Here is a 23,290-nt window from a genome sequence, read left to right on the forward strand (position 1 = left end):
CATGACTGCAGTAGCAGAAGTTCGACAGGATTGGGTACCCAGCACCAGAACGCTCCTGATCGGCGATACCGACGCACAACCGCAGGGTGAAAGCTGGGACGTCTTCAATCCGGCTACCGAACAGGTCATCGCTACCGTCGGAGGGGCGTCGAGCAGCCAGGTCGACGATGCCGTCGCTGCGGCACGAAAGGCGTTCCCCGGGTGGGCGGCTCTCAGCGGTGAGGAACGTTCGGTACACATCCACCGATTCGCGGATGCCCTCGAGAAGGCCGCTGATCGGCTGCTGCCCTCGATCGTCAACGAGGTCGGCTGCCCCGTCTCGCTGGCGTCGTATCTGCAGGTGAAGATGGCCGTCGATGAGCACCTGCGGTGGGCCGCGGAGGCTGCGAAGACCGACCGCACCATCCACCTGGGTGGCTACGACAAGCCTGTTCCGACGATGAGCGATGTAGTGCATCAGCCTGTGGGCGTGGTCGCTGCGATCACCGGATACAACTATCCCCTCAATCTCGCGATCTTCAAGTTCGGCGCAGCACTGGCCGCCGGCTGCACCGTCGTGCTGCTGCCGTCGCCGCGAACCCCGCTGACAACACTGTTTCTCGGGGACCTCATCAAAGAAGCCGGGCTGCCGCCGGGCGTCATGAACGTCATCGTCGGTGGTGCCGATGTGGGACAGCAGCTTTCCTCGCACCGCGGCGTCGACAGGGTCTCCTTCACCGGGTCGGACGGAGTCGGAGCCAAGATCATGGAGCAGGCCTCGGCCAACCTGGCCGGTGTCACGCTCGAACTCGGCGGCAAGTCCCCGAACATCGTGCTCGAGGGCGTCGACGTCAAGAAGATCGCCGTGGAGATGCATTTGCGCTGGGCTCGCAACGGCGGCCAAGGCTGCGCTGCACTGGCGCGGCTACTGGTGCACGACAGTGTGTACGAGGAGTTCCTCGAGGCCGGCGCGTCGGCATTCGACCAGATGGTCGTCGGAGATCCGTGGGATCCGGCCACCAACATCGGACCGATGATCCGGCCGGATCATCAGGCTCGCGTCAATGGATTCATCGATGGTTCGTTGGCCGAGGGCGGGACGAAGCTACTCGAAGTCACCAAGCCGCTTCCGGAGAAGGGCTGGTACGTCAATCCTGTTCTGCTGGGCGGACTCCCGCACAGTGCACGCGCAGTGCAGCAGGAGATTTTCGGACCCGTCGCCGTCATCGTTCCGTTCAAGGACACCGAAGAGGCCATCCGTTTGGCGAACGACACCGCGTACGGCCTCGCGGCGAACGTGTACTGCGACGACCCGATCGAGGCGCGCCGCGTCGCTGAGCAGGTACGCGCCGGAACCGTCTGGATCAACGGCGGCGGGTCGATGCGTCCCGACGCTCCGTTCGGTGGCTACGGCAAGTCGGGAGTAGGCCGCGAACTCGGCGAGTGGGGAATGAAGGAATACCTCGAGGTCAAGCACATTCAGTGGAGGGTCTGATGAGCACCGAGGGCCCACTCGCGGGTATCAAGGTGGTCGAGCTCGGCACCATGTATGCCGCGCCGACGACAGGACGTATGCTCCGTGACTTCGGCGCAGAAGTCATCAAGGTCGAGGACCCGGCGTCGGGCGACTATGCACGGCAGTGGATTCCGCAGAAGGACGGCCTTTCGCTCGGCTTCTCGCGGCTCAATGCCGGTAAGCGTTCGGTCGGTATCGATCTGCGGGACGAAGAAGGCCGAGAACTGGTCAAGCGCTTGATCGCCGGTGCCGACGTCGTCATCGAATCTTTCCGTCCCGGTAGGCTCGAGGCCTGGGGGCTCGGCTTCGACGAACTTTCCAGGATCAATCCGGGTCTGGTGCTTGCACGCGTCTCCGGGTTCGGCCAGACCGGACCCAACCGGCTACTGCCTGGCTTCGGCACGGTTGCCGAGACCGCCAGCGGTTTCGCGAACGTCAACGGATGGCCCGAATCGCCTCCGACATCGCCGCCGTTCGGCTTCGCCGACTCGATCGCCGGATTGTCCGCGGCGATGGGAGTGGCGATGGCATTGTTCAAGCGCGAGAGGACCGGTCTCGGTGAGGAAGTCGATGTCGCGCTGTACGAGCCGCTGATGTTCATCGTCGGCGATATGTTCCTCAAGTACACCGCGACCGGCGAGATCCAGCAGCGCATCGGAAACTCGACCGGAGCCGCCTCGCCTCGTGGAATCTACGAGGCAGCCGACGGGAAATTCCTGTCGATAGCCGCATCGAATCAGACGATCGCCACGCGGCTGTTCGCAGCCATGGGTATGCCCGAGGTGATCGAGGATCCGCGCTACGCGACCAACGCAGACCGACTGCGCAACAACGACGATGTCCAGAAGATGGTCATCGACTGGTGTGCAACGATGCCTCGCGCCGAGGTGTTGGCTGCGCTCGAGAAATTCGAGGTGGTCAGCGCGGCCGTCAACGACGCCTCCGATGTGGTACAGGATCCGCACTTCCTCGAACGAACTCTGGTCGAGATCACCGGCAACGACGTCCTCGGCAAGGTACTCATGCCGGGGCCTGTGTTGCACATGAAGAGCTACGACGGCCCGGTGTACGACGGCGTGCCGGGAATCGGTCAGCACACTGCCGAAATCCTGGCGCGTGAATTGTCCATGACTGCAGAGGAACTGGCAGATCTGGCAGGACGAGGAATCGTGAGTAAGTAGGTAGGTGTGAAGAACAAGAGAGTGCTCGTAACAGGCGGCGGCTCGGGAATCGGACGTGCTATCGCTGTCGAGGCAGCAGCGCAGGGTGCCGAGACTGTCATCGTCGCAGACATCTCGCCCGAGTCCCTCGCGGAGACCGAAGCCCTGATCTCCGCGGCAGGTGCGAACGTCGTTGCACTGAGAGTGGACATGTCGGATGGCGAGCAGGTGCGAGCAATGATCGCCGACGCCGTGGCTGCCGCAGGAGGTCTCGACACGCTGGTGAACAACGTCGGCGTCATCGATACCGGCTTCGTGCCGGGGGAGCAGGCGAATATCGTAGACCTCCCCGAACAGGTGTGGGACGCCGTCATGAACATCAACGTGAAGTCGATGTGGCTGGCAACCAAATATGCTGCGCCACATCTGCGAGCGTCGGATCGCGGTCCGTCGATCGTCAATGCTGCGTCGGTGTCGGGAATGATGGGATACAAGACGCCGGCATATTCCGTGAGCAAGGCCGCGGTGATTCAGCTGACGCGGACGACGGCGATCTCGCTTGCCGATGAGGTTCGATGCAACAGTTTCAGCCCCGGAAGTTTTCGAACGGCCATGGCGCAGAGGCACATCGATGCCGCCACTGATCCGGTGGAGCAGGAGCGCCACATGAGCGGTGCCCATCTGATCCCGCGTCTCGGTGACCCGGTGGAGGTCGCGCGTGTTGCGTGCTTCCTGGCCTCTGATGCGGCATCGTTCATGACCGGGACCAATGTTCCCGTGGACGGCGGAACGATGGCCTGGCGAGGTTTACGCGCCTGAGCGGGTAAGCCCTACATTCCGCCGTCGACGGTGATGATGGATCCAGTGGTGTAGCTGGAGGCGTCGCTGGCGAGATACAGCGCAGCTCCGACGATTTCGTTGGGATCACCGCCCCGCTTGGCGGCGAAGGTTTCGGCGCGCTTACCGAACGCCTCCATGTCCCAAGCATTGGAGACATCGGTGAGGAACGTCCCCGCCATGATCGCGTTCGTGCGCACACTGGGCCCGAACGTCTTGGCCAAGCCGGCGGTGATGGCGTTGAGACCCGCTTTCGCCGCGGCGTAGGGCAGCACGTCGGGTCGGGGCTTGGTCGATGCGGCGCTCGAAATATTGATGATCGAGCCGCCGTCGCCTTGGGCCATTCGAGTTCCGACGAGTGCGGCCAGGCGGAAGGGCCCTTTGAGGTTGACCCCGAGCACCTTGTCGAACAGGGCCTCGGAAATGGTGTCCACGGAGTCGTACAGCGGGGACATACCCGCGTTGTTGATCAGGATATCGACTTTGCCGAAGTGTTCGTACGAGGCATCGACGAGCGCATCGAGCGCGTCCCATTTGCCGACGTGGGCTGCGATCGGGAATGCCCGACGCCCTGTCGAGTTCTCGATTTCCTCGGCCGTTACTCGGCAGGATTCGAAGTCACGGCTTGCGATGATCACGTCGGCCCCCGCCTGCGCGAGGCCGAAAGCCATGGCCTTGCCGAGGCCGCGGCTACCTCCGGTGACGAGGGCGACGCGCCCGCTGAGATCGAACTGGGAGGGGGCGTCGAACTGGGGCATCTGATTCTCCTGGATCCGGACCACGTCGAGCAATTCCTTAGTATGGTAATCATAGATTGACGAATGGAGACATGGTGTCGGAATCGGAACAGGGACTGTTCGAGCTCCCAAGGAAGTATCTCGAACTGCAGGCCGAAGCGCGCGCACTGGCAGAATCGGTCCGAGACATAGCCGCGCGCGCCGACGAGTCGGATGGTATCGACGTCGACGTACGCAAGCGACTACAAGCGACAGGTCTGGCCGAGGTGACTGTGCCGTCTCGGTTCGGCGGCCGCTTCGACGAGGTCGACTCACTGGCCGTCACAGTTGTTCGTGAACGCCTCGCGGCAGAGTGTGGGCACCTCGATTCACTCTTCGCGATGCAGGGAATCGGCAGCTACGGTTTGTCGGTCGGCGGCAGTCCCGCGATGCAGGAGTACTGGCTCCCGCGCGTGGCCAACCTCGACGCGATCGCTGCACTGGGCCTCACCGAGCCCGATGTCGGCTCGGATCTGAAAGCACTGACCACATCCATCGAGGAGATCGACGGCCAGCTAGTGGTGAACGGGCACAAATCGTTCATCACCAATGGTGGCGACGCAGATTTTTACAGCATCCTCGGACGCGAGGGCGACGGTTACTCGCTCGTGCTCATTCCGGCGGACACGCCGGGCGTCAATACCGAACGGCCGCATCAGATCATCGCGCCACATGTGCTCGGTGACGTGATCCTGAAAGATGTCAGGGTTCCGCTGGATCACCGGATCGGACTGCAGGGCAAAGGTTTTTCGTTGGTTCTGGCCACTCTGGCGACCTTCCGCGTGTCGGTTGCCGGAGCGGCAGTCGGCCTTGCCGAGGCCGCACTGAAGGAGGCCGTGCGGCATGCGAACGGCCGAGAACAGTTCGGCGTCAGCCTCTCTCGGCTCGGTTCAGTGCCAGAACATTTGGCCATGTGCTGGACCGACATCGAAATGGCTCGCTCGCTGACCTATCGTGCGGCCGCGGCCTCTGCCCGTGATGCGCGCGCCAATCTGCACTTGTCCTCGATGGCGAAGGTCGCAGCGACGGAGGTCGCCGGCCGGGTCGTGGATCGCGCAGTGCAGGTGATGGGTCGCTACGGAATCTCCCGTGGCAGCACCATCGAGCGTCTGTACCGCGAGGCCCGACCCATGCGGATCTACGAGGGCTCGACCGAGGTCATCCTCGACTCCCTGGCGAAGCAACTCGTCAAGGACGGCACACTCTAGAGATCGCCCCAGCACGATTCCCGTCCGGTAAAGCTTGACACCGGGCGGGATTCGTCGTGCACCGGCAAGTGCTGATGGCGTTGAAATCGCCCTTGACGCAACATGATTCATGATTATGATTGGCCTTGTTGTGATCACCGTCACGCCTGCCTCGAGGAGAAATCTCATGTCGTCACGCCCCGGAATCGAGAACACACTCAGCCGCTACGGCCTCGGTTATGACGATCACCATCCCGAGATGATCGTTGCCTCGTTCACCAAGGATGCCGTTCTGACCATGAAGATCGCCGACGGAGATCCGATCGGCCCCTTCGACGGAATCGACGCGATCATGGAGTTGATGAACGGCTCTGCTCACTCGCAATCGGACCAGCGCCGCCACCTGACGACGAACATCCTGATCGATGACGTCGACGCTGCTCACGCGACCGTGATCTCGTACCTGACAATCATTTCTGTCGCCGACGGAAAGCTGACCGTGCTCTCCACCGGAAAGTACGAGGACGAATTCGTCGAGGTCGACGGAACTTGGTTGATCGAAAAGCGCCACATCGCTCTCGATCTGCCGTACTGAACCGGAACTGCCGTACCGATTCTCACGTGACGTACCGAGCCTAGGAATCTTCGATGCAGAATCAGGGATTGATCCCCGCCAAATGGGCGGCACTGACGCCGGATCGGCAGGCAGTGTTCGACGTACCGAACGATCGGCGCATCACCTTTTCCCAACTCGACGAGCGGGTTCGACGCCTCGCCAACGGTCTTCGAGGACTCGGGCTCGAGAAGGGCGACCGGGTTGCGGTGTTGACTCGTAACAGTGTCGAGTTCCAGGAACTGTATTTTGCAGCCGGCCGTGCCGGTTTGGTTCTGCAGCCGCTGAATTGGCGACTCGGTGTCAAGCAAATCGTGGGTCTGATAGCGGACGCGACTCCCAAGGTGATCATCACTGCTTCGGAATGGTCGGAGACCAAGGAGGAACTGCAGCGCTCGGTCGATGTCGATCATTGGCTCGAATTCGGCGTCGACTCCGACGGTAGTTACGACGAGCTTCTTGCGCGGTCGAGCGCTGACGAGCCGATGTGGACGCCGTCCGTCGGGGGAGACGATCCGTTCTTCATTCTGTACACCGGGGGCACGACGGGTGAGTCCAAGGGCGCGATCCACACCCACACCAGTGCCGCAAACGGAATGCTCAATCAGACTGTGGCAGAGCGCATCGTTCCTACCGATGTCTACATGCTGACAGGGCAGATGTACCACATCCCAGTGGTCCTGTCGATGAACTACATGAAGCACGGCTGCCCGGTGGTGCTGGTGAACTTCGAGGCGAAGCAGGCGCTCGAGATCATCGAGACCGAGAAGGTATCGGCGTTCCTGGGCATCACCACCATGCTGAATTGGATGATGGCAGTCCCGAATTTCGGGTCCTACGATCTCTCCAGTCTGCGGAACATTCAATACGGAGGCGGCCCGATGCCGTCGACCATCGTCCGGGCGGCGCTCGATTCTTTTCCATGCACCCTGATTCAGGGCTACGGTCAAACCGAGGGCACGACCATGTCGTTCCTTTCTCAAGAGGACCATCTCAACGCCGTCAAAGGTATCGACGTTCATCGCCTGAAGTCCTGCGGCCGTGAAGGGTTCGTCACCACCATCCGAGTCGTCGACGCCTTCGGTGAAGAAGTTCCGCGGGACGGCAAGACGCCCGGCGAGATCGTCGTGCGCTCCGAAGCGAACATGATCGGGTACCTGAACCGTCCCCAACTCACCAAGGACACGCTGCGTGACGGCTGGATGTGGACCGGCGACATCGCAACCTGGGATGAGGATCGCTACGTGTACATCGTCGACCGCGCGAAGGACATGATCATCTCCGGCGGCGAAAACATTTTCAGTGTGCAGGTCGAGGAAGCCATCGGCGCACACCCCTCGGTATTGGAATGCGCCGTCATCGGGGTCCCCGACGACGAATGGGGCGAGGCCGTGAAAGCAGTGGTCGTGCTCAAGCCTGGAACGGAAGCCACCGAGCAGGAGATCATCGACGTGGCGAAGCAGAACTTGGCGTCGTACCAGAAACCGCGATCGGTGGATTTCGTAACCGCCCTACCCAAGGCGCCCACCGGCAAGATCATGAAACGTGATCTGCGAACGCCCTACTGGGAGGCCGCAGGTCGCACCGTATGACCGAGGAAGAACTACACGCAATGATCGGAACCCGGATGCCGGGGGGCACCCGAACGTTGGAGAAGTGGTGGGTCGGCCTGGTTCTCGATGCGATGGAGTGCGCGGCCGACGACGGCGCGGCGCACCCGACCTTCGTGTTTTTGGTCGCCACCGGATCGATGGGGTGGACGTGGGACGAACTGTTCGCGGTGTTCTCCGCGACCGACGCAGACGGTCCGATGTTCGGCGAGACCGACACCGTCGTCCACATACCATTGCGGACCGGTTCCACGTACACGGTGACCGGCGAGATCGTCTCCGCCGCGCGGAAGACCGGTAAGAAAACCGGAGTGTTCGACATCGTCGGATATCGATTGGACATCCATGATGCCGCGGATACGCTCGTGGCCTCCACCACCAACTCGATCGTTTTCCCGCGTCGAGAGCAGGCCGCATGAGTCCCGAAGTAGGACAGGTGCTTCCGTCGCGAATCATCGACGGAGTCGATCCAGAGAAGATGAAGTTGCTCTCGGCGCTGATGCGCGATCCCAACCCGATTCACTTCGACCGCACTGCAGTCACCGAACTCGGCATGGGGGACAAGACCGTCAACCAGGGTCCGTCGAACATGGCCTACGTGCTGTCGATGCTGGGGTCCTGGGCCGGCGGCGTCGACCGAATAGCCCACTACCGATTCCGTTTCCTCGGAAACGTATTCGAGGGCGACCGACTCGAAGCGGGCGGGGTCGTCACCGCAGTCCGCGAATTCTCGGACTCTTTCGCGGTGGAGTGCTCGCTGACGCTGACCGTGATCGACGGTGCCCAAGTGCTGACCGGCACCGGGACCGTAACAATCGATAAGGAGTGACCATGCCAGGCCGCCTAGAAGGAAAAGTTGCATTCATCACCGGAGCCGCTCGCGGCCAGGGGCGAAGCCACGCAATCAGATTGGCGCAGGAAGGCGCTGACATCATTGCCGTCGACATCTGCGAGAACATCGACACCGTCACCCCGTTCTACCCCCTCGCCACCGAGGACGAGTTGGCCGAAACGGTGAAGCAGGTCGAGGCTCTCGATCGACGCATCTTCGCCCGACGCGCCGATGTGCGTGATCTGGAGCAGCTGCAAGCAGTCTTCGACGAGGGCGTCGCCGAACTCGGCCGCATCGACATCGTCGTTGCCAACGCCGGAATCGCAACGTACGGGCTCTCCTGGGAGCTGACGACTCAACAGTGGAAGGACATGATCGACGTCAACCTCACGGGCGTCTTCCATACCGCGAAGGTTGCCATCCCGGCACTGATCGAGGCGGGCCGCGGCGGATCGATCGTGTTCACCAGCTCGATCGGCGGACTCAAGGGCATCCAGCACGTAGGGCATTACGTGGCCGCGAAACACGGCATTGTCGGGTTGATGCGCACGATGGCCAATGAGCTGGGCCAGTACAAGATTCGGGTGAACACCGTCCATCCGACGAATGTCGACACCATCATGATCCAAAACCCTGGCACCTATTCCATGTTCGCGCCGGGCGATCCGGAGCCCACGCAGGAGAAGGCAATGTCGGGGTTCGCGTCGCTCAACACACTTCCGGTGCCGTGGATCGAGTCCGTCGACATCAGTAATGCCGTGCTCTACCTCTCCAGCGACGAGGGCCGTTACGTCACCGGAGTCACCCTGCCCGTCGATGCGGGCGCTTACGTCAAGTGAAAGGACCATCATGACAACCACTCTCGCTACCCAGGACCTTGCCCACCGTGCACAGCAGGCTCTCTACCGGTACGCCTGGGCCGCCGATGCGGGCGATCTCGACACCCTTCGCGGTCTCGCCATGGAGGACATCAGCGTCACGCAGACGACGGAGACGAAGCAGGGGATAGAAGATTTTCTCGACATCTATCGGGCCTTCGCGGCGTCCGACACCGAGGTCTCGCGGCACGCCGTGACCAACACGGTGGTGACCGAGGATGGCGGCGGCGTTCGCATCGATGCGTATTTCGAGGCCACCCTGTTCAATGCCGACAGCACCTCCCGCATCTTCGGTCGATACTCGGACTCCTTGGTCGAGGTGGACGGGGAGCTCAAATTGGCGCACAAGCGCATTCTGGTCGACCGGGTGATGGCCTTGCCTGTCGCGACGTCGGCGTTCGTCCCGTACGGTTCCGCCTCTTCGTGAGCCGGGTGGGGATCGACGACAACGAGAATCTCGAGTCGGTCCGGGCGACGGCCGAGGGGCGCTCGACGTTGATCTCGACGCAGACCGAATGCACGTTCGCGTTCACCACCGAGGCCGGGTGGCCGGCGGGCGTCGTCATGAGCTACCTCTTCACTCGTGATCGCTTCTGGTTGACGGCGGCGGCGGGCCGCGCCCACGTGCGGGCCGCGGTCCGTGACCCTCGGGTGACGCTGGTGATCTCCAATGCAGGCACGACGTTGCCGGGGCGGCAGATGTTGTCCGTTCGCGGCACCGCGACTGTGCATTCCGACGAGACTGTGAAGGCGTGGTTCTACCCGGAGTTCTCGCGCCATCTCGCGCCTGCGGATCCGGATGCCTTTGCGACATTGCTGGACAGTCCGAAACGCGTCGTCATAGAGGTCGAAACGGTTCGTGTTGCGGTGAGCCATGATTCGACCAGGATGCCCGGCGACGGGCGGGGCGGTTACCGGTCTCGGTAGGTGGACCAGGTCGGCGAGGATTCGGGGTAATCCGCGCCGGCGTACCTGGTCTGCGGCCACCGGATGCGCTGGTCCGTGCGAAAGCTCGCACCCATGGCCTCGAACGGAACCGCGTACATGAACGACACTCGGCGGTGCTGAAAGCGCCAGCGATCGGTCTTGACATATCGATCTGCGTAGCGGAAAGCGCTCATCATCAACGTGTCTCGAACAGCCAGCTCGGCATGCCCGGTCATGCGGCCCGTGGCGTGCCTGGAATCGTCGACGGTGATCAGGTGGATCTCGGGCGTATGGAGCATCGTGGTGTAGCGATCCATACTGTCGACGTAGAACGTGCGTAGTTCCTCGCGACCGGTGAGAGTCTTCCCCGCGATCGTGAGTGTTGCGTCCGGTGCGTACATCTCGAGTACCGACTCGATGTCGTGGTCGTCTACGGCCATCGAGTAGGCCCCGGCAAGGTCTCGCACAGCGTCCTTGGCGATCAATCTGTCCAACGGTTCCATGGTGTTGTCCGTTCCAGCACGACACGTACGTGCGTGTGCGCTGAGTACCAGCACACACGCACGTACGTGTCGTTCGTCGTCAGGCCTCGAAACCGTCCATCTGCGGCGGCGTCAGAGGTGAGATCACCCGGGAGGAAATCTTCCACCCGTCTTCGGTCAGAACATACGTATCCTCGTTCAGTGCAATGGCTTTGAACGCGGCACCACCCTTCGTGTTGCCCTCGGAGAACACGTAATTGGTTCCATGAGCTGTGGTGTCCGAATCGGCGTGCACGATGTGGTTGGTGATGATGTGAAATTGGTTCTCGATCTGCTCCGCATCTCGCTCGAAGAAGTCGAGTATCTGCTCGTGTCCTTCGTAGCGTGCCAAGCCCACCGGAGTTGCGTCCCAAACGGCGTCTGCGGCGAACGCACTCAACGCGAGTTTCGGATCGAACGTGTCCAACCCGAGCGCGTAAGTGTGCGTTGCGGCGATGATGTCTTCTCGCATGTTTCGATCTCCTACTCGTCGTACATGATGACGCCGCGGATGTTCTTGCCCTCGCGCATGTCCTTGATGGCCTCGTTGATCTGCTCGAGCTTGTAGGTCTTGGTGACCAGCTCGTCGAGCATGAACTCGCCGCGGCGGTACATGTCCGCGATCAACGGGATGTCGCGGCGCGCCGTCGTGGTGCCGTACAGCGTGCCCTGCAGCCTCTTTCCGGACATCGCGAAGGTGAACAGGTCGAACGGGACGTCGCGCTGCGTGACGGGCGCTGCCGAGGTGAGGACGAGGGTTCCGCCCCGTCGGGTCATTTCCTGGGCGGGGTTGAGCAGGTGTCCGTACGCGACGTCGACGGTGATGATCACCTTGTCGGCACCCTGCCCGTTGGTGAGACTGTCGACCAGTTCTTTTGCCTGGTCGAGGTTTTCGACGGTATGTGTGGCACCGAACAGCTTGGCCTGGTCGCGCTTGTACTCGACCGGGTCGACGGTGATGATCGTCTGCGCGCCCTTGTGGCGTGCGCCCTGGACGGCGTTCATGCCCACGCCGCCGGTGCCGATGATCACGACCGTTTCACCGAGGGTGACCTCGGCGGCATATACCGAAGAACCCCAGCCGGTGGGCACGCCGCAGCCGATGAGCGCCGCCTTGTCCAACGGGATGTCCTTGCCGATCTTGACGCACGAGTCGATGTTCACCACGACGTACGGCGAGAACGTGCCGAGGAACGAGAACGGTCCGACGCCCTGGCCGCGGGCATGCACGCGGTGGGTGCCATCGGGGGCGAAGCCCGCGAGAACGCCTGCGCCCATTTCGCACATGTTCGAACGGCCGATCGTGCACATCTGACAGTGGCCGCACGAGGGAAGGAACGAAAGTACGACATGGTCGCCGATCTCGAAGCCGGTGACGTCGGGTCCGAGTTCCTCGATGACGCCTGCGCCCTCGTGGCCACCGATGATGGGAGCCCAGTCGAGCGGGATGTCGCCGGTGTCCACGTGATCGTCGCTGTGGCAGATTCCCGAGGCTGCGAGCTTGATGCGGACCTCACGGCTTTTGGGCGGATCTATCTCGATTTCTTCGACGCTCCAGCCCGAGCGAGTGCCCGGTTCCCAGATCAAGGCTCCGATGGTCTTCATTGATGCTCCTTCTTCGAGACGAACGCTGTTGTGCACGTGCGTTGTTGAATTGATGCGCATTGTTTGATGTGACTACAGTCACCATAACCATGATAATGATTAGTGTAAAGAGCGGGATGCTGGACAATGAGTGCAGAAAGAGGTGCGAAGATGGTCGAACATCCGACTAGCCAGACGTTCACGCTCGCGTACGGAGACTGCGACGCGATCGGTATCTCGTATTTCGCGATGAACTATCCGTGGATGGAGCGCACGTACAGCGTGTGGCTGCACACCCATGGTCTGGACAGTCACACGATGATGGAGACGGCTGGGGTAGGTACGGTCGGGTTCGCGTCGGAATGCAGCTATCTGACCTCCTGTCGGGTCTTCGACGAGATCGTGTGCGGTATGGAACTCGAACACCTGGGCACTACCTCGTACGTCATCGGCTTCCCGTTCACCCGGGGCGACGAGCGGGTCGCCTACGGCAAGATCAAGTACGCGGTACGCGGACCCGACGGTCTCAAGGCCCCGATTCCCGACGTCCTGCGCGCGGCTCTCGAGTCACTCGACCGTCCGTGAGCCTTCCGGCAGGGGCCGGGGCTGTTCGGGCCGTCGGCACTCGGCGTAAGCGACTACTCGGGGCAACGGCGGCGGGTGCGTTCGCCTCGCTCGTCGTGGGTTCGAACGTGCCGGGGCCGTTGTTGCCGCTGTACGCCGAGCAGATGTCTCTGTCGACGTTCACGGTGTCGGCTCTGTTCGCCGTGTATCTCGTTGCGCTGGTACTGACTTTCACGCTGATGGCTCGGACTCGGCTGACGCGATTCGCCTGGGCGCTGTTGCCCGCTGCGATGCTCGGAGGCGTCGTCGCGGACTTCTCGCTTCTCGCCGGTCGCGAGAATGTCGTATTCCTCTTCGTCGGTCGTTTTCTGACGGGAACCTGTGTCGGGGTGGCAACCGGGGCGACGGCGACCATCGTCGTGGCAGCACGCGGTGAGAAGGGGCGCACCATCGCGTCGTCGGGAGCGATCTTCGGATCGTTCATCGGTCTGATTCTCGGAGCCGGTGTCGCCGAGTATCTTCCCGGGCCGACGGTCACGGTCTATGTGATCCACATGGCGTTGGTAGTGGTCGTCGCTGTCGTTCTCCTGATGGCACTCTATGCGGCTCGGCAGACGCTGCGGACTGCGCTGATCGAGCCGAAGGGGCAGAGTGAGGTCCAGGCCGGACCGTATATCGCACCGAGGACCCGCGCTGCCGGATACGGAATCGGCCTGGCGGGCTGGGCCATCGGCGGTATCGCCGTCGGGATTCTGCCGACAGCGGTACTCGAGCAGACGGGCAGCGACTCTCTTGTGGTCGGGGCTCTCGCGCCGGTAATGCTGTTGTCGATCGCGTGGTTGTCACCGTTCGCGTTCTCAGCGCTCGGGACGTCGCTTCGTCCCGTGCACTCGTTGGCTCTGATCGGGTGCGGGGCCGTTCTCACTGCATTGGGGGTCGGGCTGCCGAGCCTGCCGCTGATTCTGGCCGGGTGCGTGTGCTGGGGACTCGGCCAGGGTTTCGCCTACGCCTGCGGTCTGCGCCTGTTGACCCGCGGACTGTCGGCAGTCGAACAAGGCCGCACGGCATCACGTTTCGCGTCGTTCTGCTATGGCTTCACCGCGGTGCTTGCATTGATCACCGGTGCCGTCTCGACCGGGTGGGAAACCGGAGCCGGCATGGCCTTCGCGGGTGTGGTGTTCGTAGTGCTGTGCACAGCGGTCGCGGTACTGGGCCACGGGCGATGGGATCTGCCGATAATGACGGGGTCGTCGACTTCGCAGCCCGTCGCCGCCCCGGGCACGGTGTGAGCCGCACGCCTGGCTAGCGCGCCTTGCCGGGCGTCGCAACAGGAAAATACCGGGCCAACCAGCTGCCGTCGCCGTCGTGCAGGGCGTCGGGCCAGTCTGCGGGCCGGTGATCTCCGTACGCGCGCATACTGTTCGGATCGCCGAGCCCGGATTCGTACTCGGTTATCGGTAGGTAGTACATGTAGGACATGAGGCGGTCCTCGAACTTCCAGATGCCGTCGTACCGTCGGTAGGTGTCGCGGTAGCGCAGGGCGGCAACCATCGGTACCGAGTTCCGCACCAGTTCGGCGTGCGACTCGACCGATCCGTAGGCAAGATCGGGATCGGAGTCGTCGAAGCGGATGATGTGGCCGTGGGTGACATGATTCGTCGGGCCCAGGGCATCGAACCGACCCTCGAAGGCCGAGACGATCTGTGCGAGCCCAGACGCGGTGAACACCCCATCGATCGAACGCATCGATGCAGTCTTGGAAAAGATGGCCCGGATTCCGTCGACATTTCGTTCGTCCATGACGAGGCAGTAAAGGATCGGGAGTTCGTGTATGGCAGCACGGGATTCGATTCTGTCGAGGCGTGCGGCAAGCTCGGCGGCACTCAATTCTGTTGCCTTCCTTGAATTTCACGGAAATCATGACACCGAATACGGGAACGCGCATCATGGTGAAGTACATTCTATGCGCATCATTATGAGTAAATGGGGTTTCTGATGAGATTGCTACGGATTCCGGTGGGGATCGTCGCGCTGGTGCTGACCGCCGCGGCGTGCAGCGGTGGGGGAGGGGGAGCGACGGCCTCGGGTGAGATGCCATCGGAGATAACGCTGTTCTCCGTCACCGACAAGACCGGAAACGTGTCGTTCGCGGGAACGAACCAGCTGAAGGGGATCGAACTGGCGGTCGCGGAGATCAACGACCAGAAGTACCTCGGTGATTCGACCGTCACGCTCGAAAGCCGCGACACTGCAGGCGAAGCGCAGACCGCAGCGAGTCTGGTTACCGAGGCGACCGTCAACCCGCAGGTCGCGGCAATTCTCGGAACGGTCACCAGTGCGCAGTCGATCGCTGTAGCTCCGCTCGCGCAAGCCGCGAAGGTGCCCATCGTTTTCACGCAATCCGGTAGCGAGGGCACGCTCGTCGGAGAGTACACATACCGTGCAACGGCACCCATGACCACGTACTACGACCAAGCCGGTGAGTATCTCGAGGGCGAGGGAGTCACGAGTTTGGGGATTCTGTACAACAGCGCCAACCCGACCCTGACCGAACTCTCCGAACGGACCATCCCCGAGATGGCCGACGAATTCGGCTTCGCGGTGACGTCGACCTCCGGGGTTCAGAACACCACGCAGGACTTCACCGCCCCGATCGCCAAGATTCTCGCGGACAATCCGGACGGGATCGCGATCATGATGAACGGTGCTCAGAACGCAACCGCGGTAGGGCAACTTCGGCAATCCGGTTTCGACGGCACCCTCATCACCCATACCGGTTCCGGCGCAGGCAATCTGACCCCTGCAGGCCCGGCGGCCGCAGGCATGACCTGGCCGACCGATTTCACGTACCACGGAACGAACGCCGCGACGCAGAAGTTCGTCGAGGCTTACCGGGCGAAGTACGACGGAGAGAATCCGAACAACTACGCAGCAGAAGGATACGACGCCGCCTGGATGATCGCCCGCGCCGTCGACAAGTCCGGTGGAGCATCCCGCGAGGACATTCAGAGCGGACTGCAACAGCTGGTGAGTGAGGGCTTCACCGGTGCAGAAGGAGAGATCACCTTCGACGGAAACGATATGCGCGTCAAAGGTGCTCTCGTGCAATGGAACGGAACCGAGGAAGTTCTGTTGTCGGAAAAGTAGATCACTCGGGCGCGGGGAAGACGGCCTTCCTCTTCTCGAGGAAAGCCGTCGCGCCCTCGATCATGTCCGGGCTGCCGACTGCCTGATTCAACATGCCCAGGCCCGAGGAGAACGAATCGCGGGCGGCGTTCCACCACAGGTTCGAGCTCGTCTTGGTGATCTCGAGGTAGCGAGGGCTCAGCGCGGAGATCTCGTCGCACCAGGATTGCACCGTCTCTTCGAGTCGATCGTCGTCGACCACTTCGTTGATCAGGCCGAGGTCCAGCGCCTGCTGGGCGGTGTACCGCCGGCACAGCATTGCCATCTCCTTGGCTCGCTTCTCGCCGATCTGAACGCCCATCACGTTGGTGGCTCCGGTGACCGGTGCGCTGCCGACCCGGGGGCCCGTCTGTCCGAAGGTTGCCGACCGCGCTGCGACCGCGAGATCGCAGGCCACGATCAACTCGTTGCCGCCGCCTGCCGCAGCCCCGTTGACGGCAGCGATAACGGGACGGGGGCAATTGCGAATGGAGTCGAAAAGCCTCAACGAACCTCGGTAGAGCCGACGCATCTCCTTGGGAGACGGCTCGCTGAGCTTGGCAAGCGAGCCGCCGGCGCAGAAACTACCCCCTGACCCGGTGATGACCACCGAGCGATACCCCGATGCGTCGTCGAGGGCGTCGGCAATGTCGGCGGACATCTCGGGATCGAAGGCGTTGCGTCGCTCGGGTCTGTTGAGCCTGATCCACAGGGTTGCCGGTGTACTTTCGATGATCACGTCGGGCATGAGATTCCTGTTCCGTGGGGGCCGGGGTTCAAAAGCAGGTGGATATCAGTTCGTAGTCCGCGCGCAGCTCGGGCCGATTGTTATAATCAACCGCCTCGATATTCGGGGACGTGGTGGATCGCAGTGTTGATCCGCTTGCACGTGGGAGGACTCAACTGATGACCGTGACCAATCGCGCTCCCAAAGCGGCAATGGTGATCGCGCAACAAATCATTCGCGACACGTTGCGGCAAGGGCTCACCGTCGGCAATCTCCTTCCGCCGGAGAAGGCGATGCTGGAGAAGTATCAAATCGGGCGCGGAACCCTCCGTGAAGCGCTTCGGCTCCTCGAATTCCAGGGTGTCATCGCTCTCAAGCCGGGCCCCAAGGGCGGCCCGGTCCTGCTCGATCCCGACGCTTCTCATCTTGCCAGCACGGTCATTTTGCTGATGCAGCTCAAGAACGCGCCGTTCAAGGCAATCGCCGAGGCCCGCGTCGCGATGGAACCGATGATCAGCAGACTTGCCGCCCAACGCATTACCGACGAGTCCATGGTCCAGCTCAACGGCACCATCGAGACGATGCGAGATTCCCTCGGTGACCAGTACATCTTCCTCGAGGCGAACAAGCAGTTCCACGACATCATCGCGTGGTCCTCGGGAAACCCGCTGTTCGGGTACCTGGTCGATTCGCTGCTGGGCATCATGGACGGCACGATCATCGGCATCGACTACCCGGCACCGCGTCGTGCCGCAATCCTGACTGCTCATCAATCGATCTACGACTCTCTTCTGGTGCGTGATCCCGAGCTTTCGCAGGAGCGGATGGCGCAGCACATCAACGAGTACGTTCGCTATGCGGAGCGCAAGTTCCCGGGCGTGATGAGCTCGGTCATTCAATGGGACCGCGCGCTGTAGGCGCTTCGCGGACGTGAGTGGAAATGCTGCCGCGCACTTCCACTCACGAGCGGTCACTCGACCGAAATCGCGCGCTCCGGGCAGCTGTCCGCTCCTGCCCTCGCCTCTCCGAGGTGGTTCGGCTCTTGTCCCTCGGGCAGCACATAGGCGTGCCCGTCCTCATCGCGCAAGGCGAAGACCTGCGGCGATGTCATCTGGCACAGTCCGTGGCCCTGGCACTGGTTCGCGTCGACCGATACGTTCACGATTCCTCCTTCGAAAAGTGTTCGAGGCTCTGCTCGAGTCTGGCCACCTCAGTGACCTCCTACCTATGCTGCCACTGTTGTGATGTTGACAACAGCTGAATCTAGTATAACCATTATCAGGACATCGCTCGACATGGTTATGCCAGATTTCGCCTGTAGGAGGACTGAAAGACATGACGGAAAGCGGCCGTTGCCCGGTCATTCACTTCGACCACAACTCGCAGGAACACTCCGCGGACCCCGTCGGCTCCTATCGGAACCTCAGGAACGCGGAGAAGCGCGGATGGTCGGAAGCGCACGGCGGGTACTGGGTGCTGTCCGATTACGAGTCCGTGTTCGACGCCTCCCGCGACGACGACACGTTCTCTTCGGCGCGAAACGAATACGGCGGCGAGGGATTGTCGGTGGTCATTCCCAAAACTCCGATGCACTTTCACATTCCGATCGAGCTCGATCCGCCGGAGTTTCGCAAGTACCGCAAGATCGTCAACCCCATCACCTCTCCGGCCGCTGTAGAAAAGATGAAGGATCTCGTCGAGCATCACACGACAGCGTTCATCGACAGTGTCATCGAAGAGGGCGAGTGCGATTTCACGTCGGTCATCGGTGTGCCCGCCATCGTCACCGTCGACTGGCTCGGGCTCGGCATCGAGGACTGGAAGACGTACGCCTCCGCGCACCACGAGGCCCTCGCCGGAGTTCCCGGTAGCGAGCACTACGAGCATGCGATGAAGGTCGACTTTCCGTACCTGTCGGAGAAGATGCGTACCGTCATCGCCGATCGCCGAGAAAACCCCAAAGACGACGTCATCAGCTACCTCGTTCAGCAGGAAGTCGACGGACGGGTGCTCGACGACTTCGAGGTGTTCGCGATGGTCGAGCTGTTGGTTGCCGGCGGAACCGGCACGACCGCCTCGCTCGTCAGCCAGACCCTGGTGTGGTTGGCAGACCACACCGACGTTCGCCAGCGGCTCATCGACGATCCATCGCTCATGGACCATGCGGTCGAAGAATTCCTGCGTTATTTCTCGCCCACCCAGGCGCTCGCTCGAACCGTGACCGACGATGTGGAATTCAAGGGATGCCCCATGAAGAAGGGCGACCGGGTACTGCTGTCCTGGGCATCGGCGAACCGAGACGAAGCGTTGTTCGAGAATCCCGACGACATCGATATCGATCGATGGCCCAACCGCCACACCGCATTCGGCATCGGTGTACATCGCTGCTCCGGATCCCACCTGGGCCGGCTCATGGCTAAATCGCTGCTCTCGCAGATACTCGAGCGTATGCCCGATTACACGATCGAGCGAGACAAGCTCGAGCGTTACCCGCACCAGGGAACCAATATGGGCTGGCAGCGGATCCCCGCTCATTTCACCCCGGGCAAGAAAATTCTCGCCGAGGGTGAAGCCGTCGCGGCGTCCACCGCGCCCGCGGCACCGATGTACTGATGACGAAAGTAGTTGTCGTCGGAGGCGGGCTCGCCGGGGCTCGCACGTGTGAAACGTTGCGGGCGCACGGGTTCGACGGGGAGATCGTCCTGCTGGCCGCCGAAGCGCATCTGCCGTACGACCGGCCTCCCCTCACCAAAGCCGCCTTGCGGGGCGAGCTGAACACGCAGCTGCGTACCGACTACGACGCGCTGAAAGTCGAAGTCCGAACGTCCACTCCCGCTACCGCTCTCGATACCGGTGCAAAGCAGGTGCTGACTGGAAAAGGTCCAGTGGATTACGACGCCCTGGTCATCGCGACCGGTGCCGCCCCGATTCTGTTACCGGGCTCGACCCGGCAGATCGCCGTCCGGACTGTAGAAGACTCCCGCAGCCTTCGTGAACAGTTGGTACCGGGCGCGAAAGTTGTTCTGGTCGGCGCAAGTTGGATCGGAGCCGAGGTTGCGACCGCAGCTCTTGCTGTGGGCGCCGACGTGACGTGCGTCGAGTTCGGTCCCGCGCCGCTGGTCGGTGCGCTCGGCGAAAGAATCGGGCTCCGATTCCTCGAGTGGTGGTCGGCGGTGGATCTGCGGTTGGGCGCAGGGGTCACGGTAGTGACCGACACCGGTGTCGAGTTGAACTCCGGCCAGCATATCGATGCCGATATCGTCGTTGCCGGTATCGGTGTCAGGCCGGATACGGCGTGGCTCGACGATTCCGGCCTGAAGATCGACCGCGGCGTGGTCGTCGACGAATATCTGCGCACATCCGACCCCCATGTGTTCGCCGTCGGAGATGTCGCGGTTCGCTGGTCGCCCCGCGCGGACGACCGACTTCTGGTAGAGCATTGGGACGACGCCCGCACGGGTCCCGATGCGATCGCCCGCACCTTGACGGGCAACGAGCTCGTCGCCCACGATCCGGTGCCGTACTTCTGGAGCGATCAGTTCGGACACAAGCTCCAGTACGTCGGCCACCACGGTCCAGGGGACTCGCCCGTGATCAGGGAAGGTGACGACGGGAAGTGGGCTGTCGCCTGGCTCGATGAAAAAGGTGTGCTGACAGCGCATTTGAGCATCGACAACCCGAGACTCATGATCGGTGCCCGCGCTGCCATAACCACTGGTGTAAGGCCTGATCCCGATGCCCTGCAGGACATTACACAACCGCTCGGCCAATAGAGGAGACACACACCATGACCGCTACAGTTCCGACCGCAAACACGTTGAAGAGCTACGACAAACTGTTCATCGGAGGAAAATGGGTGGAGCCATCCTCCGACAAGGTGATCGAGGTGGTCTCGCCGATCACCGAGGAACTCCTCGCGACAGTTCCGGAGGCGATGCCCGCAGATATCGACAAGGCTGTTGCCGCGGCGCGCAAGGCATTCGACGAGGGTCCCTGGCCGCGCATGACACCCGCTGAGCGAGCGCCTTACCTGATCCGCATTCGGGAAGAAGTGGAAAAGCGTTTCGACGCGATGGCCGAAGCGTTCACCGCGGAGATCGGAGCTCCAGCGGGCGCGAGCGTCGCGTTCCACAACAACGCACTCAAGATGTGGGGGGACGCGTCGACTCTGCACGAGCGCTTCGAGTTCGAGGAGGAGCGCAGCTGGGCCGAAGGCCACGGCATGCTCGTCCGCGAGCCCATCGGGGTTGTCGCCACGATCATTCCGTGGAACGGTCCTGTCGCCACCGCGTCGCTGAAGATTGCACCGGCCCTTGCCGCGGGATGCACCGTCGTGCTCAAGCCCGCGCCCGAAGGGCCCATCAGCACCATGATTCTGGCCGAGGCGCTCGAAGCCGCTGGTCTGCCAGAGGGTGTCATCAGCCTCTTGCCCGGTGGACGAGAGACGGGGGAGCATCTGGTGCGGCACAAGGACGTCGACAAGATTTCTTTCACCGGATCGACCCTTGCCGGTCGCAAGATCATGAGTATCTGTGGTGAGCGAATTGCCCGCGTCACTCTCGAGCTCGGCGGAAAGTCGGCAGGCATCATCGCCGACGATATCGCCCTGGACAAGGTGTTTCCGGCTCTCGCGTTCGCCGGTATCGGACACAGTGGACAGGTGTGTGCGGCCATCACACGCATCGTCGTACCGCGTCACCGTCAGGACGAGATCGTCGATACCATCAAGGCCATCTTCGAGTCGGTCCCTGTCGGTGATCCCCGCGAGGAAGGGACGGTCATCGGGCCACTGGCCGCCGAACGTCAGCGCACCCGCGTTCTCGACTACATCGAGGTCGGAAAGGCAGAGGGGGCACGTCTGGTCACCGGTGGTGGCCGGCCGGCAGGAATCGACAAGGGCTGGTACGTCGAACCGACGTTGTTCGCAGATGTCACCAATGACATGCGCATCGCCCAGGAAGAGATCTTCGGCCCCGTTGTCGTTGTCATTCCTTTCGATTCCACCGATGAAGCCGTCGCGATCGCCAACGATTCCGATTACGGACTGTCCGGTGCCGTCTACGCCGACGACGTGGCGTTGGCCGAGAGCATGGCCCGACGGATTCGCACCGGCCAAATTTCGGTGAACAGCTGGGACATGTGCGTCACACAACCGTTCGGCGGCTACAAGCAGTCCGGACTCGGTCGCGAGGGCAATGTCGAGGGATTGAGTTCCTTCCTCGAAACCAAGCTCATTCAATTCGCCAACTGACGCGTACGAAAATGGGCCCCTCGCGTGAGGGGCCCATTTTTCGTTGAGTCTGACTATGCAGGAATGTCCACGCGCACCGAGAGCAGACTTGCATCTCGGGTGTTCTCCCGTTCACGCTCCGACGACGAGGGTGCTGCGCACGCGAACAGGGTCTTTCCGTCTCGGCCGCCGAGTGTGCACGCGAAAACACCGGTGTCGAAGGTCTTTTCGTCGACGATATCGCCGCCTTCGACGACGCGAATCAAGCGTCCGTGAAGTGCATCGGCTACCCAGATACCCCCCTCTGAATCCAGGCCGATGCCGTCGGGGGCAACTTGGGCCGCGCTCATCGCCTCTTTGACTGTGGTGCGGGGAACTTCGGGGCCGAATGCCGCCCAGGTGCGACGGTTGGACAGTGCGCCGGCGTCGTCGACATCGAACGCAGTCATCCGGTTGCCCATCGATTCTGCGACCACCAATGTACGGTCCTCGGTAATGACGGAACCGTTGGGAAACAACAGATCTCCCGCAGCGATATCGGCATCACCGTTCGGTGCAACGTGTATCAGCACCGCAGACTCGACGTAGGAGCGACTGCGGAACTCGAAACCGAACGTGCTGATGTAGGCGTGGCCTCGGTCATCGACGACCATGTCGTTGAGTTTGCCGGTGGCGAGCGCAGAAACGTCGGCATGGGTGACGAGCGTCCCGTCGAGTTCGCGGCGAAGGATGAGCCCGTCGGTCATCGATACGATCAGAAGGCGGCCGTCCGGCAACCACCCCAGTCCCGACGGTCTGTGCTCCACGGTTGCTTCTATGCGAACAGCCCCGTCGTCGCCGATCGAAATCACCTCGTGGGCATAGAGATCCGATACCCAGATTCGTTCGTCATGCCATCGTGGGCACTCGAGGAATGCCCGATCGGTGACCACGGTGGTGACATCGGCGGTGCTTGTCATGTTCTGCGTCCTTGTCAATTCGATACCTTGTCGGGCTCGGATGCCTTCAGCATGTCTTCGCGTTCGACGACTTTGACGCGTTCGCGGCCTTCTTCTTCACCGAGGGAGCGTTCGTGTGCGTCGAGGCGGTACCAGCCGTCCCAGGTGGTGAAGGGAACCTGCTTGCTTTCGAGGAACGAGGTGACGGCGTCGAGGTCGGGCTCGGCGGCACCGGTGAAGTTCGGC

The 23,290-nt window shown here is 62.1% G+C and carries 26 protein-coding genes and 1 pseudogene; 18 read left to right on the top strand and 9 right to left on the bottom strand.

From position 1 onward, the window contains the following. Position 1 precedes the first annotated feature (1 nt). The 3 genes from ACFI9K_RS07970 to ACFI9K_RS07980 are packed head-to-tail and all read left to right on the top strand — an operon-like array spanning position 2 to position 3,474. The gene (locus ACFI9K_RS07970) at positions 2 to 1,474 is read left to right on the top strand and encodes an aldehyde dehydrogenase family protein (protein ID WP_462662997.1); all 1,473 of its coding nucleotides are present in this window, start codon (positions 2 to 4) and stop codon (positions 1,472 to 1,474) included. After that, positions 1,474 to 2,676: a CaiB/BaiF CoA transferase family protein gene (locus ACFI9K_RS07975; RefSeq protein ID WP_462662998.1), complete on the top strand. Its 1,203-nt coding sequence runs from the start codon at positions 1,474 to 1,476 to the stop codon at positions 2,674 to 2,676. The genes ACFI9K_RS07970 and ACFI9K_RS07975 overlap by 1 nt, the downstream gene beginning before the upstream one ends. 6 nt (positions 2,677 to 2,682) lie before the next feature. Continuing rightward, entirely contained in the window at positions 2,683 to 3,474 is a 792-nt protein-coding gene (locus ACFI9K_RS07980) for an SDR family NAD(P)-dependent oxidoreductase (RefSeq protein ID WP_462662999.1), read from the top strand. Between the two features lie 11 nt (positions 3,475 to 3,485). On the opposite strand, the gene ACFI9K_RS07985 is transcribed toward ACFI9K_RS07980, so the two are convergent. Then, positions 3,486 to 4,250: an SDR family NAD(P)-dependent oxidoreductase gene (locus ACFI9K_RS07985; protein WP_462663000.1), complete on the bottom strand. Its 765-nt coding sequence runs from the start codon at positions 4,248 to 4,250 to the stop codon at positions 3,486 to 3,488. 71 nt (positions 4,251 to 4,321) lie between these two features. On the opposite strand from ACFI9K_RS07985, the gene ACFI9K_RS07990 reads away from it, so the two are divergent. The 8 genes from ACFI9K_RS07990 to ACFI9K_RS08025 all read left to right on the top strand — a co-directional run bounded on the left by ACFI9K_RS07990 (position 4,322) and on the right by ACFI9K_RS08025 (position 10,315). Continuing rightward, a complete protein-coding gene (locus ACFI9K_RS07990) occupies positions 4,322 to 5,476 on the top strand; it encodes an acyl-CoA dehydrogenase family protein (RefSeq protein WP_462663001.1) in 1,155 nt (384 codons plus the stop codon). A 166-nt stretch (positions 5,477 to 5,642) separates the two neighbouring features. Then, complete coding sequence (locus tag ACFI9K_RS07995; protein WP_462663002.1) at positions 5,643 to 6,050, top strand: nuclear transport factor 2 family protein; 408 nt, start codon at positions 5,643 to 5,645, stop codon at positions 6,048 to 6,050. Between the two features lie 53 nt (positions 6,051 to 6,103). Further along, a complete protein-coding gene (locus tag ACFI9K_RS08000; RefSeq protein WP_462663003.1) occupies positions 6,104 to 7,660 on the top strand; it encodes a class I adenylate-forming enzyme family protein in 1,557 nt (518 codons plus the stop codon). Continuing rightward, positions 7,657 to 8,097 carry a hypothetical protein gene (locus tag ACFI9K_RS08005; RefSeq protein WP_462663004.1) on the top strand — a complete coding sequence of 147 codons (441 nt, stop codon included), beginning with the start codon at positions 7,657 to 7,659 and terminating at the stop codon, positions 8,095 to 8,097. Before ACFI9K_RS08000 ends, ACFI9K_RS08005 begins: the two co-directional genes overlap by 4 nt. Continuing rightward, a complete protein-coding gene (locus ACFI9K_RS08010) occupies positions 8,094 to 8,507 on the top strand; it encodes a MaoC family dehydratase (protein ID WP_462663005.1) in 414 nt (137 codons plus the stop codon). Before ACFI9K_RS08005 ends, ACFI9K_RS08010 begins: the two co-directional genes overlap by 4 nt. 2 nt (positions 8,508 to 8,509) lie before the next feature. Continuing rightward, positions 8,510 to 9,349, top strand: coding sequence for a mycofactocin-coupled SDR family oxidoreductase (locus tag ACFI9K_RS08015; protein ID WP_462663006.1), 840 nt, complete (start codon positions 8,510 to 8,512; stop codon positions 9,347 to 9,349). 10 nt (positions 9,350 to 9,359) lie between these two features. Further along, a complete protein-coding gene (locus tag ACFI9K_RS08020; protein ID WP_462663007.1) occupies positions 9,360 to 9,815 on the top strand; it encodes a nuclear transport factor 2 family protein in 456 nt (151 codons plus the stop codon). Further along, entirely contained in the window at positions 9,812 to 10,315 is a 504-nt protein-coding gene (locus ACFI9K_RS08025; protein ID WP_462663008.1) for a pyridoxamine 5'-phosphate oxidase family protein, read from the top strand. The genes ACFI9K_RS08020 and ACFI9K_RS08025 overlap by 4 nt, the downstream gene beginning before the upstream one ends. Here ACFI9K_RS08025 and ACFI9K_RS08030 read toward each other — a convergent pair. The 3 genes from ACFI9K_RS08030 to ACFI9K_RS08040 form a co-directional block, all read right to left on the bottom strand. Continuing rightward, positions 10,300 to 10,818 carry a nuclear transport factor 2 family protein gene (locus tag ACFI9K_RS08030; RefSeq protein WP_462663009.1) on the bottom strand — a complete coding sequence of 173 codons (519 nt, stop codon included), beginning with the start codon at positions 10,816 to 10,818 and terminating at the stop codon, positions 10,300 to 10,302. The genes ACFI9K_RS08025 and ACFI9K_RS08030 overlap by 16 nt on opposite strands. A 79-nt stretch (positions 10,819 to 10,897) precedes the next feature. Continuing rightward, positions 10,898 to 11,308 (bottom strand): nuclear transport factor 2 family protein, encoded by a 411-nt coding sequence (locus ACFI9K_RS08035; protein ID WP_462663010.1) that lies wholly within the window; start codon positions 11,306 to 11,308, stop codon positions 10,898 to 10,900. An 11-nt stretch (positions 11,309 to 11,319) separates the two neighbouring features. After that, positions 11,320 to 12,441 carry an NDMA-dependent alcohol dehydrogenase gene (locus ACFI9K_RS08040; RefSeq protein ID WP_462663011.1) on the bottom strand — a complete coding sequence of 374 codons (1,122 nt, stop codon included), beginning with the start codon at positions 12,439 to 12,441 and terminating at the stop codon, positions 11,320 to 11,322. 150 nt (positions 12,442 to 12,591) lie between these two features. Here ACFI9K_RS08040 and ACFI9K_RS08045 point away from each other — a divergent pair, with 150 nt between their 5' ends. Both ACFI9K_RS08045 and ACFI9K_RS08050 read left to right on the top strand, forming a co-directional pair. After that, complete coding sequence (locus tag ACFI9K_RS08045) at positions 12,592 to 13,005, top strand: acyl-CoA thioesterase (RefSeq protein WP_462663031.1); 414 nt, start codon at positions 12,592 to 12,594, stop codon at positions 13,003 to 13,005. Continuing rightward, positions 13,002 to 14,273, top strand: a complete 1,272-nt coding sequence (locus ACFI9K_RS08050) for an MFS transporter (protein WP_462663012.1) — start codon at positions 13,002 to 13,004, stop codon at positions 14,271 to 14,273. Before ACFI9K_RS08045 ends, ACFI9K_RS08050 begins: the two co-directional genes overlap by 4 nt. 13 nt (positions 14,274 to 14,286) lie before the next feature. Here ACFI9K_RS08050 and ACFI9K_RS08055 read toward each other — a convergent pair whose 3' ends face one another. Next, positions 14,287 to 14,871: a nuclear transport factor 2 family protein gene (locus ACFI9K_RS08055; RefSeq protein ID WP_462663013.1), complete on the bottom strand. Its 585-nt coding sequence runs from the start codon at positions 14,869 to 14,871 to the stop codon at positions 14,287 to 14,289. 108 nt (positions 14,872 to 14,979) lie between these two features. On the opposite strand from ACFI9K_RS08055, the gene ACFI9K_RS08060 reads away from it, so the two are divergent. After that, the gene (locus ACFI9K_RS08060; RefSeq protein WP_462663014.1) at positions 14,980 to 16,131 is read left to right on the top strand and encodes an ABC transporter substrate-binding protein; all 1,152 of its coding nucleotides are present in this window, start codon (positions 14,980 to 14,982) and stop codon (positions 16,129 to 16,131) included. Position 16,132: 1 nt separating this feature from the next. Here the strand turns inward: ACFI9K_RS08060 and ACFI9K_RS08065 are convergent, their stop codons facing one another. Then, positions 16,133 to 16,897 (bottom strand): enoyl-CoA hydratase/isomerase family protein, encoded by a 765-nt coding sequence (locus ACFI9K_RS08065; RefSeq protein WP_462663015.1) that lies wholly within the window; start codon positions 16,895 to 16,897, stop codon positions 16,133 to 16,135. 158 nt (positions 16,898 to 17,055) lie between these two features. Here ACFI9K_RS08065 and ACFI9K_RS08070 point away from each other — a divergent pair, with 158 nt between their 5' ends. Continuing rightward, entirely contained in the window at positions 17,056 to 17,793 is a 738-nt protein-coding gene (locus tag ACFI9K_RS08070; protein WP_462663016.1) for a FadR/GntR family transcriptional regulator, read from the top strand. A gap of 53 nt (positions 17,794 to 17,846) precedes the next feature. Here ACFI9K_RS08070 and ACFI9K_RS08075 read toward each other — a convergent pair whose 3' ends face one another. Then, positions 17,847 to 18,038, bottom strand: coding sequence for a ferredoxin (locus ACFI9K_RS08075; protein ID WP_042938387.1), 192 nt, complete (start codon positions 18,036 to 18,038; stop codon positions 17,847 to 17,849). A 173-nt stretch (positions 18,039 to 18,211) separates the two neighbouring features. Here ACFI9K_RS08075 and ACFI9K_RS08080 point away from each other — a divergent pair, with 173 nt between their 5' ends. The 3 genes from ACFI9K_RS08080 to ACFI9K_RS08090 are packed head-to-tail and all read left to right on the top strand — an operon-like array spanning position 18,212 to position 22,127. Beyond that, a complete protein-coding gene (locus tag ACFI9K_RS08080; RefSeq protein WP_462663017.1) occupies positions 18,212 to 19,489 on the top strand; it encodes a cytochrome P450 in 1,278 nt (425 codons plus the stop codon). Then, the gene (locus tag ACFI9K_RS08085) at positions 19,489 to 20,649 is read left to right on the top strand and encodes an NAD(P)/FAD-dependent oxidoreductase (protein ID WP_462663018.1); all 1,161 of its coding nucleotides are present in this window, start codon (positions 19,489 to 19,491) and stop codon (positions 20,647 to 20,649) included. Before ACFI9K_RS08080 ends, ACFI9K_RS08085 begins: the two co-directional genes overlap by 1 nt. 14 nt (positions 20,650 to 20,663) lie before the next feature. After that, positions 20,664 to 22,127: an aldehyde dehydrogenase gene (locus ACFI9K_RS08090; RefSeq protein ID WP_462663019.1), complete on the top strand. Its 1,464-nt coding sequence runs from the start codon at positions 20,664 to 20,666 to the stop codon at positions 22,125 to 22,127. Between the two features lie 53 nt (positions 22,128 to 22,180). Here ACFI9K_RS08090 and ACFI9K_RS08095 read toward each other — a convergent pair whose 3' ends face one another. After that, a complete protein-coding gene (locus tag ACFI9K_RS08095) occupies positions 22,181 to 23,065 on the bottom strand; it encodes an SMP-30/gluconolactonase/LRE family protein (protein ID WP_462663020.1) in 885 nt (294 codons plus the stop codon). 14 nt (positions 23,066 to 23,079) lie between these two features. Then, positions 23,080 to 23,290 (bottom strand): annotated as a pseudogene (locus ACFI9K_RS08100) (pyridine nucleotide-disulfide oxidoreductase); the annotation flags it as partial.

The sequence above is a fragment of the Rhodococcus sp. PSi06 genome (assembly GCF_054960675.1).